This is a genomic window from Halovenus aranensis (genome assembly GCF_900100385.1).
GTDB lineage: Archaea > Halobacteriota > Halobacteria > Halobacteriales > Haloarculaceae > Halovenus > Halovenus aranensis.
Map to the genome: position 1 here is coordinate 148,645 of NZ_FNFC01000007.1, position 13,286 is coordinate 161,930.

Consider the following 13,286-nt stretch of genomic DNA (forward strand, 5'->3'; position numbering starts at 1 on the left):
ATAGCGAATACTGCGCCCGTCGACGAGCTCGAACCACGACTCCAGAACATTCAAACGCCCGACTGTGGAACAGCTAGCCAATGACAGCGCCCGGCGACGAGGAGACAGACGCCGAGCGAGCGCCCGGGGACGCCGGAGCGTCACCGACTTCCGGTAACGACCCACCGGAAGACGTGGAGGACAGCGAGTCGGATACAGACGGCGTCCACTCGGCGGCCCTCGCCGAGGGCTATCAGTCCGAGGACCTGTCCCGCCCGCCCGCGGTCGGCCGCGGTGGCACACCCCGCCCGACCCCGGCAACCGAGGAGTCCAGCGAGTGGGTGCAGTTCGTCCGGGATATCGTGACGAGCGTGGTCGCTGTCCTGTTACTCGGCGCGTACCTGTTTGCGATAAGCGGCGTCTGGCCGCCGATGGTCGCTATCGAGAGCGGGAGTATGGAGCCCAACATGGAGGTCAACGACCTCGTCATCCTGATGGAGACAGAGCGGTTCCAGCCCGCTGAGGCACACGGCGACACCGGTGTCGTGACCGCCGCCGTCGGGAACGAGACCGGGTACGGGAGCCACGGTGGTGACGGCGACGTTATCGTCTTCAATCCCGACGGCAACGAGGGGACGACACCGATAATTCACCGGGCGATGTTCTGGGTCGAGGAAGGCGAGAACTGGTGTGCACAGGCGAACCAGGCCTACCTGGGGAGTCTCGACCCGGACGACGAGGAGTGTGTCGCGCCCAACGACGGTTTCATTACGAAAGGCGACAACAACGGCCGCTACGACCAGGCCTCGCTCCAAGCCACCAGACCGGTCAAACCCGAGTGGGTCGTCGGGACTGCAGAGGCGCGGATTCCCGGGCTCGGCTGGTTCCGCCTGCGCTTCCAGTAACTCACTCGGGGTCGAGTGAGACCCGGAAGCTCACGCCGCCGAGGTGTTCTCCGGGGTGGTCTGGCAGATAGGTCCCCTCCCTGCCACAGGCTGTCGTGAGCCGACAGACCGTGCGTTCGGGCGGCCAGACGACCTCGACCGCGTCGCCGTCGGCTCGGACAGTCGCTTCCTGCCGGTATGTGAGCGTCGACCCATCGGGCTGGACGAGTGTTACCGTCACCACGACGAGGTCTGTCTCGTCGAGGGCGACAGCGCCGGCGGCCTCATCCAGACTGGCGTTGTTTCCGTCGAGTGACCACGGGACAGTCAGCTCTGTGTCCGGGTCGTCGACGGTGTACTCGACGGGACCGCCGCCCTGCGTCGTCAGTCGAACGTGAGCGCGGTCGACGCGGTCGGGGACGCCGACGACAGCCTCGGCGTCGAAGGCCGCGGCGCGACGAACCGACAGGGATTCGAGTCTCGGCAGCACGTGTTCGCTGGCGTCGGCACTCCACTCGCCGCGGTAGGTGTAGCGATGGAGACTCCGGTCTGGATAGGCGTCGATGACCGCGAAGTCTTCGGCGGGGTCGCGGTCGAGCGCGTAGACGACCGGGCCGTCGAAGCCGGGGTCGTTTCGGAGCACCTGGAATGGGTGGGCCTGCCACTCGCCGTACGGTGTCGGGACGAACACGAGGTCGTTCTCGAAGTCAGCCGCTTCGACCGGCCCGTAGGCGGTGTCGTACTTTTCGGCGTAGGCCGCGTTTCGGTCGACGGGTGTCGCCGCGAGGACCGCGCTCGTTCCCGCGAGGACGAGGACGCTCACCAGCAAGCCAGACAGCGCTAGCCGCCGTGGAGAGACGGGACCGTGCGCGGCCAGTCGGGACGAGAGCCGCCGCCAGCCGACGACGAGGGCGACGGCGGCGAAGACGGCAACCGGCGCGAGCAGGTCGAAGTGATAGAAGGGGCCGAACTGCGAGACGAGGCCGTCGGTCGGGTCAGAGAGCGTGGCAAGCAGGTTGTAGTTCCCCCAGAACGGCACGTTCCCGAGGACGACCGAGGGCACGACGGCCGCGACCAGCAGTCCGGCGGTCGGGTCGACCAGACTGTCGCCTTCGCGCTGCCAGGCCCGGACGACGACCGCGATGCCCCCGAGCGCGAGTCCCGCACCCAGGAGGCCGGCGACGACCCACCGGGAGAGCAGATACCAGACGGCGAACCCGTTTGCCCGCACGGCGACGCCAGGCGTGTACTCGATAGCGTGGTCGAGAATCCGTCGGTAGCCAAAGCCCGGCCCGTCGAGCGGCGCGAACGCCGCGTATGGAAAGGTCAGTGGGTCACCGGTCAGCCGGGCGTTGTAGCAAAGCGTGACGAGGACAAAACAGAGCCCACAGAGTGCGGTGAGTAGCTGTCGGCGAGCTGTCGTCGGAAGCGGCCAGTACCCCTCGTCTGCGAGACACGCGAGCGCGGTGTAGGCGGCGTGTGCGACGAACGGGAGCGCGAACAGGACGGCCGTGTACGGCCGGGCGAAAAAGGCGATGCCGATGGCGAGGCCGGCGACAGCCCCCCACCGGTAGCCGCCGGTCCGGACGCCACGGAGGTAGGCAACGGCAAAGACGAGGTTACACAGTGTCGTCGGCGCGTAGGGGAGAAAGGTTGCGCTCGTCACGAACGCCATCGGCGAGCAGGCAAAGAGAGCGGCGGCGACGAGGCCGACGCGTCTGTCGGCGACGGCGGCCCCGAGGATATAAACGAGGCCGGTGTTCGCGGCGGCGATTGCTGCGAGGGTGACGCGTGGCTCGCCAAACAGCGCCATCGAAATCGCGTACATCGCGGCCGGCACCGGCGCGTACTTCGGATAGAGGGTCCCGCCGTCTTCGACGAAAAACCAGGGGCGAAACGCCCCGACGAGGTCGCCGGCGGCTAACTCGAGTTTCCCCTCCAGCAACATCGCCGCCTGCTGGAGGTAGACCGCCTCGTCGTGATTACTGGAGTGGTACTCGAAGACAGTCGAGGCGAGAGCGAAGACGGCGACGCCGGTCAGAACTGCGAGTCCACCGGCCGCCACAGCCTCGGGAGACATCGCGCGGAGGCGGTCGCGAGCGCTTACGACGCGCTGTTCGAGGCTCTCGCGTATCCGTCTGCCGTGGCTGTCGCCGGGCACGCGAATCCCCTCCTAGAGGTTCGCGCCCGCGTCTCGAAGCAGGTCGACCGTCGGCTGAAGGTTCGACAGCTTCGAGAGGTCGATGTCGGGCACGTCGAGTTCGTCGATAGACGGCAGGTCACCGACAGGGTCGACCTCGGGGATGAGTGGGTACTCGAAGGTTTCGACGGCGAAGTACTCCTGTGCTTCTGCCGAGAGGAGGTGTCTGATGAAGTTCCCTGCGAGCTCCGTGTCGTCGGCGGCGTCGATGATAGTCGCGCCAGCGACGTTGAACACAGCGCCGGCGTCGCCGCTCGTAAATGCCGTCGAGATAGGGGCCTCAGGGTTGCCGTCGAGGACGCGCTGGATGTAGTAGTGGTTCGCGAAGGCGGCGTCGATTTCGCCGTCGGCGACGGCCTGACTGGCGGCGAACTCGTCGGGATACGAGCGAATGCCGCCGTCGACGACACCCTCGACCCACTCGCGTGTCGCCTCCTCGCCTTCGAGGAGACGCATCGCGGTCACGAAGGCCTGACAGGAGCCGTACGACGGGGCCCAGCCGAGGTCGCCCTCGAAGTCGGAGTAGGCCATGATGTCGTTCGGGAGGTCCTCGGCCGAGTAGGCGTTCGTGTTGTGAGCAATCGTCCGCCCTCGACCCGAGGTACCGACCCACTGGTCGGTTCGGAACTCCTCGCTGACGGTCTCGGTGACTGCCTCGGGCAGGGCCTGCGTGCGGCCCTCGTCGGCGAGTGCGCCGAGTGAACCGGAGTTGACGGAGTAGAACACGTCTGCGGGCGTGCCGTCGCCCTCGTTGAGAATGGCGTTGACGTGGTCGGTCGAGGCGTTGTACCGGGGCGTCAACTCGAAATCGTCGTAGAGGTTCTCGATGTAATCGACGAGGGGGCCAACGAGGAACTCGTTGCGGCCCGAGTAGACTGTCAGCTCGCCTGAGAGGTCGGGCAGTTCTTCCATCGACGTGCCGCCGGGGGCGTCCCGACCGGCCCGTCCCGACCCAATCTGGCCGATGTCTGGGGTGTCTTCGCTGTCGTCACTGCCCAGAAGGTCTGTACATCCTGCAAGGCCTGCGGCCCCCAGCGCGGTCATCCCCGCGAGGAACCGCCGCCTGTCGTAGCTGTCGTGTGAATCGTGTCCGGTCATGTGTATCAGTCGTCAGCAGGTGTCGAAACGCGACTGTGGCCCTCGAGTCCGTCGAGGTCGTCGAGGCAGTCGAGCCAATCGAGCATGTGTTCGCCGACGTGGTTGAAGAACGCTCCGTTGTTGTACGACGAGAACTCCCGTGTGGCGAGTTCCCGAGCCATCGCCTCGAAGACGCCGGCGTAGGTCGTCGCGTCGCCGCCGACATCGTCGATAATCTGCCAGAGGTGTTCGTTGAGCTCCAGTCCGGCGACTTCGTTTGTGAGGTCGTCGAACGTCGACCGCGGTGCCTTGTTGTGCTCACAGAGGGGATACCCGTTGTAAATCTGCTTGCCGAGCACGTCACAGGCCCGCTTGAGGAAGACGCCGCTCCAGATGTCGTCGAACCGGCCCACGTCCCACTCGTTGTCGTCCATCGGGAGCTGGTAGAAGGCCGGAACCACTTCCCGGCGGAAGGCCAGATTCATCGAGCAGACGGTCAGATACTGGCCAGGTGCGGCGACGAAATCGCCGGTGAAATCGTCGCGGCTCGTCCGCGTCTGGGCCTGGCCGTCGAGGTCACCGTCCATCAGGATGCGCACCGCATCGAGGTCGGGAACGTTCGTCCACAGCCCCTGTGAAGCGACCACGTCGTCGACCTCGGCCGTCGTCGTCTCGACAGACTCGTCCATCGCGGCGTATGGGTACCCTCGCGGGTAGAGCCCGTGTTCGTCGGCGCGCTGGTAGAGCACGTTTACCCACTCCTCGTCGGAGGAGACCGCCTCGATTTCGCCCTCGTAGGCGAGGTTCTGGAGGTGCCGACCGAAGAAGTCGTCGGCTTCGTGGGGCAGGGTGTCGTCGTCGATGAAAACGCCGTACTCGAACCGGGGGTGAGCCCACATATACAGCAGGCCGAAACTCGTCTCGGCGTGGCTGGCCGCCGGCACGACGTGACTGTAGTTCTCGATGCCGTGGCGCTCGTAGAAGGTCTGCCGGCGGGTTCCGTCGAAGACCTCGCCAGCGACGCCCTCCTCCTCGAGCATCGCTTCCATCTCGTCGGTCTCACAGAAGTCCTCTGTCACGAGCACAAAGTGGAGCCGCGAGGTATCGAATCCGTGCTGTCGGGCGTTTTCGACGTACGCCCTGACGCAGTCGTACTCCCGTATCGTGGGAACGATGACGCAAATGTCCTCGCTCATCGTGGTATGCAATTGTTTTTAGGAGAACCTAAAAGATTGTCGATTCTTAGGCAAGCCTAAATGGTTGTGACGGGTTGGCTCACAGCCACGAAGCTTATGTGGGTTCTCGGGCACCGTCTCTGCATGAGCGAACGACCGCCCGAGGAGCGTTCAGCGGAGCCGGTGACGGTCGCGTCGATGACCGCGGACCTCCGGGACCTCGGAGTCGCGCGCGGAGACACTGTTCTCGTCCACGGTTCGCTGTCCTCGCTCGGATGGGTGTGTGGCGGTGCGCCCGCCGTCGTCGACGCGCTCCAGCGGACCCTCGGCGAGGCGGGGACGCTCGTGATGCCGACACACTCGCCCGGGAACATGGAGCCGTCGGCGATGGAACACCCGCCGCTCCCGGAGTCGTGGCACGGGACGGTCCGCGAACAGATGCCCCCCTACCGGCCGGCGATGACGCCGACACAGGGGATGGGAGCCATCGCCGAGTGTTTCCGGTCCTGTCCGGGGGTCGTCCGCAGCGATCACCCACAGCACTCGTTTGCCGCCTGGGGGGCCGACGCCGACGACGTGACCGGGGAGCACTCGCTCGAGTACTCGCTCGGCGAGGCGTCACCGCTCGCGCGGGTCTACGACCGCGAGGGCCAGGTGGTCTTTCTCGGGACCGACCACGCGACGAACACGTCGATACACCTCGCGGAGTACCGGACAGACCTCGACGTCGGGACCAGAGACTGCGGGAGCGCGATACTCGTCGACGGCGAGCGCGAGTGGGTCACGTGGGAGGATATCGATTTCAGCGACGAGGACTTTCCCGCCTGTGGCGCGGCCTTCGAGCGCGAACGTCCCGAGGCCTTCGAGACGGGCACGGTCGGGGCCGCCGAGGCGAAACGCATCGACCAGCGAGCCCTCGTCGACTTCGCCGTCGAGTGGTTCGAAGCAAATCGGTAATCACAGCCCTTCCTGGCCGCCCTGTGAGAGCAGAATGACCATCGAGATACCGGAGATAGCGAGCAACAGGAGGGCCGGAACGGCCGCGTACTGATAGAGGAGGTTGCTCTGGGCGCGCCAGATTTGGGTGACGATGGTCTCGAAGCCAGTCGGCCGAAGCACGAGCGTCACCGGCAACTCCTTCATCGTCGTCAGGAAGACCAGTGCCATCCCGGCGACAACACTGGAGCTGATAAGCGGCAGCGTCACCCGGCGGAACGCGCCCAGCGACGACTCGCCGAGCGTGCGCGCAGCCTCGACGAGTGTCGGGTCGACCTGCTGGGTACCCGAGCGGATGATGCCGACCGCCTGAGACATGAACCGGACGACGTAGGCGAACACCAGCATCGGCACCGTCTGGTAGAACGCTGGCGCATAATCCGTCCCGAAGAAGACGAGTGAGAGCGCGAGGACGATACCCGGGACGGCGAAGCCGATGTAGGTGGTCCGCTCGAAGATAGTCGACAGCCAGGAGCGGTGGCGTGCCGCGTAGTACGCGATGGGTATCGCAGCCATCGCAGAGAGTATCGCGGCCGCGCCAGCGACTTCGACCGAGTTGATGACGTGGCCCAACTCGAAGGCGAGTTCGGAGCGCCCGCCGGCGGTGTCGGCCCGGACCACCCAGAGCAGGAGAATCCAGATTGGCACCAACAGCGCGAGGCCGGTGACGGCGAGCGGAAACACAAGTGCCGGCCAGCGCCACCGACCCAGGTCGACCGGTTTCGCGGGGTTGCTGGTGTCGCCGTCGAGCCTGTCGTCGGACCGAATATGCTGTTCGAGTGCCAGCACCACCAGCACGATACCCAACAGGTGCAAGGCGAGCAACGCCGCATACTCGGTGCCGAAGGTATCGTTTTCGACGTAAATCTGGCGGGTGAACACCGGCAAACGCATGATTGCGGGTGTCCCGAAGTCAGAGACGGCATACAGCGCCGCCAGCAGGCCGCCGGCCGCGGTCGCCGACCGGATGTGTGGCAGGGTCACCCGCTTGAACGCCTCCCACCGCGAATGGTTGAGGGTGCGCGCGGCTTCGAGCAGCGACGTATCGAGCGTCAGCAACGCCGCCCGCGCGGTGAGATAGACGTATGGATAGGTATACAGTGTGATAACGAGCGTTGCGCCGCCGAGGCCGTAGATTTCTGGCACGCGCTCGACGCCAAACGGTGCGAGCAAGTCTTGGAACTCGCCGCGGGGGCCGAATGCAGAGACGAACGTAAACGCTCCGATGTAGCTCGGAATCACGAGCGGGAGTGCGACAATAACAGTCCAGAACCGGCGAAAGGGGAGGTTCGTCCGCGTGGTGAGATACGCGAGAGGCACGCCCAGCAGAACAGAAAATCCCGTCACGCCCCCCATCAACAGGAGGCTGTTGACAAGGATATCGAGCGTCTCCTGTTGTACGACGAGGTCGACGGCTCGGCCGCGTTCGACCTGGAAGGCTTTGATAAACAGCCAGGAAACCGGAAATACCATGCTGGCTGCTATCACGCCACAAAGCAACGTCAGGCCGAGCGGCAGTTCGTCCCTCGAAAACTGTCTCCTGACCGCACGGAGCGCCGCAACTGGCCCTCGCATCTAGCTCAACGAAGTCGCTCCAACGATTATAAGGTTTAGGTTTGCCTAGGAGCGGGCATGGAACTGTCGAGACGGGACGCACTCGCTGCGCTCTCGGCGCTTGGGACCACTGCTATGGCTGGCTGTGCCGCTCGCGCGCCACAGGAGGGAGTCGACGAGTCGGTCGTCGAGACTTACGTCGCGATTGCGGCGGTCGTCTACCCCACAGCCGTTTCGGGCGTGCCGTCGTTCGTCAGGTCGTTCCTGCCGGCCCGACTCGACCGGTCGACACACGGCCCGGCGATGCGCGAGACCGTCACGGAGTTACAGACTGTGTCCCGCGAGTGGTACGACGAGGAGGTACCGGCCCTCGACGAGTCGGCCCGGGACCAGCTGTTGCGGGAAGTCGGAGTCGATGCGGCCGACGAAGACCCCGAGGGGACACTCGCCGAGCGGGTGCGCTTCTATGTCGTCAACGAACTGTTGCTCGCGCTGTATAGCTCGCCCACCGGCGGCGACCTGGTCGGCATCGAGAACCCACAGGGCCATCCCGGAGGGACGGACACGTATCAGCGGGGGCCATCGAAATGAGCGACGACCGCCAGCCCGTCGCCGACGCCGACCTCTGTGTCGTTGGAGCGGGACCGGCCGGCGCGCTCGTGGCCGCCCGACTCGCCGAGGCGGGCCAGGAGGTCGTCGTTCTCGATGCCGGGCCGCGGTTCGACGCCGACGACCGACTCGCCAGACAGGAGCGAGCCATCCGGCCGGCGTACGACAGACCGGACGTCTGGGAGGGCGACCCAAAGCGAGACGCACACGCCGCCTCCGGCGAGTGGTTCTATCCGCTGAATCACGCCCGCGTCAAGGGTGTCGGCGGGTCGACGCTCCACTGGCAGGGAATGGTGATGCGTCTACACGAGGCCGATTTCCGGTCGGCCAGCGAGCGCGGCGTCGGCGTCGACTGGCCACTCGATTACGCGGACCTGCGTCCACACTACGCCGAGGCCGAGCGCGAAATCGGCGTCGCCGGCGGGATGGACAATCCCTACGCGCCGCCGCGTGAGGAACCGTTCCCGATGGCACCGTTCGAACCTTCCTACAGTGACAGCCTGTTCGCCGAGGCCTGTGCCGAGTTGGGTATCGATATGCACTCGGTGCCAAACGCCCGCAACTCCGAACCCTACGACGACCGCAGCGAGTGCGTCGGTTACGGCACCTGTCAGCCGGTCTGTCCCTCCGGCGCGAAATACGACGCGACCGTTCACATCGAGCGCGCCGAGGCGGCGGGTGCGACGGTCATCGACCGCGCCCCAGTCCAGCACCTCGCCCACGACGCAGACGCCATCGAGGCCGCGGTGTACGCCACACCGGACGGCGAGCGCCACCGTCAGCCCGCCGAGCAGTTCGTCCTCGCCTGTGGCGGCGTCGAGACGCCCCGCCTGCTGTTGCTCTCGAAGTCGGCGCAGTACCCCGACGGGCTGGCGAACTCCAGCGGGCTGGTGGGGCGGTACTTCATGGACCACCTCTTTGCCGGCACCGGGGGCGTCCTCGACGAGCCGACCCGCCAGAACCACGTTGGTTTTCTCACCAGCGAGTCCCACCAGTTCTACGACGAGGCCGACGCCGAGGTCGGCCCGTTCAAACTGGAGTTTTTCAACTACGCCGGCCCCTCGCCAGTCGAGATGGCCCTATCCGGCGAGGACTGGGGCGACGACCTGCTGGGACGCCTGCGCGAGGACTACGGCAACCACGTCGCGGTGGGAGCACTGGTCGAGCAACTCCCCCGCGAGGACAGCTACGTCGGGCTGGACCGCGACCAGACCGACGACCACGGCAACCCCGTGCCTGACGTTCACTGGAACGTCGGCGACCGGGCGCTGCGGACCATCGAACGGGCAAACGAGATTCAAGAGCGGATACTGGAGCAACTCGGCGCAGAGATTACGTGGCAGGCCGGCCCCGACTCGACCGGTCCGGCCTACCACCACATGGGGACGACGCGGATGGGCACCGACCCCGACGAGAGCGTCGTCGACCCGCGTCTACAGACCCACGACCTCGATAACTGCTGGATTGTCTCCAGTAGCGTCTTCCCCACTGGCGGCGCGATGAATCCGACGCTGACGATTGGGGCGCTCGCGCTCCGGGCGGCCGAGCATCTCGACGACGCGCTGTGACGCCGTCGTCAGCAGCCACCCGGGCACTGCTCTTGTTCGCTTCCCTCTATTTTAGGCAAACCTAAAACATAAGTATATCGGGCCGAAAGCCGGGATAATGAGTCAGAAACAGCATCTCAACGGAGATGGCGGCGGCGAGCAGACAGACGACGCGTTCACCTTCGCGGACCTGAGCGTCGTGATGGGGACCTACAACGAGGAGGAGGCAATCGGAACCGTCCTCGAAGATATCGAGAGAGTCACCGACGGCGAGGCCGAGGTCGTCTGCGTCGACGGCTCCTCGGACCGCACGCCGGAGATTGCCCGCGAACACGGCGCGCGGGTCATCGAACAGGAGCCCCAGGGGTACGGCGTCGCGGTCGAGGAGGCGATTCGCACGCCCGACCGACCAATCGTCGTGACGACCGACTGTGACGACACCTACCCGATGGAGCAACTGCCGGAGTTCCTCGCGGCCATCAACGAGGGGTACGACGTGGTCAGCGGCGACCGTCTCTATCACGGGGCCGAGGCGATGCCAGCGTTCAACCGTCTCGGCAATCACCTGTTTGCGCTCACGGCGAGTGTCTTGATGGGTGAGCGCGTCCACGACACGACGACTGGGATGCGGGCCTACCGCCGCGAGGTCATCGAGTCTATCGAGTGGACCGAGAACACGGGACTGTCGGCCGAACTTCTCATCCGCCCGCTGATGCGTGGCTACGACGTACAGGAGCGCCCAATCCGGTACGGCGAGCGCAAAGGCGAGACGAAACTCGACCCAATCGAAGGCGGGCTGGCTATCGCCAAATCGATTGTCACGGTCTGTCTCGAAGAACAGTTCCGGCGGCTCTAGAGCGGCCGGTGGGCGTTTGCCACGAGCAGTGCACCGCTCGTCGCTGCTGCGGCGATGGCGACCACGGGATTCAATACACCGAGTACCACCGTCGGTATTGTCAACGCGTTGTAGAGGACGCCGAGCGCAGTGTTCTGTCTCACGCGCTTTCCGGCCGCGCCCGCGAGGTCAAACGTTTCTTCGACACCGGTGAGGTCGTCGTCCGCGATGGCCACGTCTGCGGCGTCGGAGGCCAGTGCCGTCCCGCTGCCAAGCGAGATACCCAGGTCGGCCTGGGCGAGGGCGGGGGCGTCGTTGGTGCCGTCACCGACCATCGTTACGGTCTGCTCGGCCTGGAGACGCCGCAGCGCCTCAGTTTTTCCCTCGGGCGGGATTTCGGCGAAGACGTGGGTCACGTCGGCCCGGGACTCGAAAAACCGGGTCGCCTCGGGGTCGTCGCCGGTCAACACGACCGTATCGACGCCGCGCTCTCCTAGCTCTGAGAGCACCTGTTCCCATCCCTCTCGTGGCTCGTCGCCGAGAACGACTACCCACTTCGCTTCGCCGTCACGACCGACGACGACCGGCAGATGACCGTCCGCGCGTGCGTCCGCAGCCGCCGACTCGACTGACGGGGGTACAGGCCACTCGCGTTCCTCGAAGAGGTCCGGGTGCCCAACGAGGTACCGGTCGCCGTCGACGGTGCCGGCAACCCCACGGCCGAGGGTCTCGAACTCGGTCACGTCGGCCGCCGCTCCGCCGTCTGTGACAGCGTGGTCGCCAAACGCGGCCGTGATGGCTTCGGCAGCCGGGTGGGCGGCCCGCCGTTCGAGGTCGGCGACGGCGGCGAGGGCATCCGGTGGGGCGTCGGTCTCCCGGACGGTCATGGTGCCCTGGGTCAGCGTCCCCGTCTTGTCGAAGACCACCACGTCGGTCTCGCGGACGCGCTCGAAGACCGTCTCGTCGAAGACGACGATACCCCGCTGCATCGCCGCCTGGAGATTCGCCGCCACAGACAGGGGCGTCGACAGCGCGAGGCCCCACGGACAGCCCACCAGCACGACGGTCAACGCGCCGAGTAGGGCGGCCGTCGGTGCGGCGCTGGTCGCGAGGACGACTGCAGCGACTGTGACTACCCCGACAGCCAACAGCGGGACGACGCGACCGGCGAGCCTGTCGGCCCCGCGCTGGAGGCCGTGTGTCGCGCTCTGGAGGAGCCAGACTGCCGTCGTGAGGCGGTCGATACTGCTCGTCGGCGGGTCGCCCACACGCACGACGGCCGCCCCCTCGGTGACGACGGAGCCACCGACAAGCGGGTCGCCGGCTTCCTTGCTCACCGGGAGGGACTCGCCGGTGACCACAGACTCGTCGACGGTACAGCCCTCGGCCGTGAGCGTGCCGTCGACAGGGACCCGTTCCCCCTGGCCGACGAGCACCTCGTCGCCAGGTGTGAGGTCCTCGACGGCCACCTGCTCGGTGTCGCCGCCGCGATACAGCGTCGCGGTCTCGGTCTGTGAGATAGTGAGGTCGGTGAGGCGGTCCATCGCACGCTGTTTGGTCAGTGACTCGTAGAAGACGGCCGCGACGACGCTCGCGCCCACGAAGATAGTCAAATCGAAGTACATGTCCAGCCGACCGAGCAGGACCGCGACGATGCTGTAACTGTATGCAGACAGCAACATGACCGCCGCGAGCAGGTCGGTGTTTGGCTCCCGGGACCGGATGCTGACGTACGCGCCACGGAGCAGTGGGAGACTGGTGAAAAAGACGACCACGCCCGCGACGCTCGTAAACAGCGGCAAGAGGAGAATCATGCCGCTGTCCATCGTCCCGCCCTCGAACCCCTGCAGCGGGCCGCCGAGCAGGTCCGAGAGCTGGTAGGGGTAGAGAACGACGACGTACGGGAACATCAAGAAGAGGCCAAAGAGGACGCCGGCAGCGTATCGAAAGCCCAGCAGGTCTTCGAGGTCGCGGGTTTCGGCCCCGCCCTCTCGTGAAAGAACTGTGGTGACAGACTCTTTCCCGGTCTGCTCCCGGTCGGCGACGCGGTAGCCCGCGATAGAGAGCGCTTCTGCCAACGTCTCGGTGTCGGTCTCGTCGGGGTCGTAGGTGACGCGGACGCTCTCGGAGACGTAGCTCGCGCTGGCGTCGTGGACGCCGTCTTGGTCGAGTGCAGTCGATTCGAGAAACGACTCACAGGTCACACAGTGCATCCCGGCGACGTGAAAGAAGACGCGCTCGCCGTCGTCGGGGTCTGTCGCTACTGGCTCTGGGTCTACCGGCGCCGAATCGAGCGTGTCGGCTGCGTCTCGACACCCCGGCGAACAGTAGCTGTGGCCGCCCGTCTCGATTGGGTCGGCCGGTGCTGTTCGCCCGCAGAACTGGCAGTCTTCGGCCGTTGTCTCGGACACGTACGCTCACTCCGTCTCT

At 66.0% G+C, this 13,286-nt stretch carries 10 protein-coding genes; 5 read left to right on the forward strand and 5 right to left on the reverse strand.

The window, feature by feature from the left end:
- The first annotated feature begins 80 nt into the window (after positions 1 to 80).
- Positions 81 to 884: a S26 family signal peptidase gene (locus BLR34_RS08865; RefSeq protein WP_092702111.1), complete on the forward strand. Its 804-nt coding sequence runs from the start codon at positions 81 to 83 to the stop codon at positions 882 to 884.
- Between the two features lies 1 nt (position 885).
- Here the strand turns inward: BLR34_RS08865 and BLR34_RS08870 are convergent, their stop codons facing one another.
- From BLR34_RS08870 to BLR34_RS08880, 3 genes are all read right to left on the reverse strand, one after another.
- Positions 886 to 2,943 carry an ArnT family glycosyltransferase gene (locus BLR34_RS08870; protein WP_092702200.1) on the reverse strand — a complete coding sequence of 686 codons (2,058 nt, stop codon included), beginning with the start codon at positions 2,941 to 2,943 and terminating at the stop codon, positions 886 to 888.
- A gap of 93 nt (positions 2,944 to 3,036) precedes the next feature.
- A complete protein-coding gene (locus BLR34_RS08875) occupies positions 3,037 to 4,161 on the reverse strand; it encodes an extracellular solute-binding protein (RefSeq protein ID WP_092702113.1) in 1,125 nt (374 codons plus the stop codon).
- Between the two features lie 5 nt (positions 4,162 to 4,166).
- Positions 4,167 to 5,336 carry an alpha-1 4-glucan-protein synthase gene (locus BLR34_RS08880; RefSeq protein WP_092702115.1) on the reverse strand — a complete coding sequence of 390 codons (1,170 nt, stop codon included), beginning with the start codon at positions 5,334 to 5,336 and terminating at the stop codon, positions 4,167 to 4,169.
- A gap of 123 nt (positions 5,337 to 5,459) precedes the next feature.
- Here BLR34_RS08880 and BLR34_RS08885 point away from each other — a divergent pair, with 123 nt between their 5' ends.
- The gene (locus BLR34_RS08885) at positions 5,460 to 6,272 is read left to right on the forward strand and encodes an AAC(3) family N-acetyltransferase (RefSeq protein WP_092702117.1); all 813 of its coding nucleotides are present in this window, start codon (positions 5,460 to 5,462) and stop codon (positions 6,270 to 6,272) included.
- On the opposite strand, the gene BLR34_RS08890 is transcribed toward BLR34_RS08885, so the two are convergent.
- Positions 6,273 to 7,886 (reverse strand): ABC transporter permease, encoded by a 1,614-nt coding sequence (locus BLR34_RS08890; protein WP_092702119.1) that lies wholly within the window; start codon positions 7,884 to 7,886, stop codon positions 6,273 to 6,275.
- A 57-nt stretch (positions 7,887 to 7,943) separates the two neighbouring features.
- Between BLR34_RS08890 and BLR34_RS08895 the strand changes: the two genes are divergently transcribed.
- The 3 genes from BLR34_RS08895 to BLR34_RS08905 all read left to right on the forward strand — a co-directional run bounded on the left by BLR34_RS08895 (position 7,944) and on the right by BLR34_RS08905 (position 10,877).
- Complete coding sequence (locus BLR34_RS08895) at positions 7,944 to 8,456, forward strand: hypothetical protein (RefSeq protein WP_092702121.1); 513 nt, start codon at positions 7,944 to 7,946, stop codon at positions 8,454 to 8,456.
- A complete protein-coding gene (locus BLR34_RS08900; protein ID WP_092702123.1) occupies positions 8,453 to 10,042 on the forward strand; it encodes a GMC family oxidoreductase in 1,590 nt (529 codons plus the stop codon). The genes BLR34_RS08895 and BLR34_RS08900 overlap by 4 nt, the downstream gene beginning before the upstream one ends.
- A gap of 97 nt (positions 10,043 to 10,139) precedes the next feature.
- Positions 10,140 to 10,877: a dolichyl-phosphate hexose transferase gene (locus tag BLR34_RS08905; RefSeq protein WP_092702125.1), complete on the forward strand. Its 738-nt coding sequence runs from the start codon at positions 10,140 to 10,142 to the stop codon at positions 10,875 to 10,877.
- Here the strand turns inward: BLR34_RS08905 and BLR34_RS08910 are convergent.
- Positions 10,874 to 13,267, reverse strand: coding sequence for a heavy metal translocating P-type ATPase (locus BLR34_RS08910; RefSeq protein ID WP_092702127.1), 2,394 nt, complete (start codon positions 13,265 to 13,267; stop codon positions 10,874 to 10,876). The two genes, BLR34_RS08905 and BLR34_RS08910, sit on opposite strands and share 4 nt — an antisense overlap.
- Positions 13,268 to 13,286: the final 19 nt, after the last annotated feature.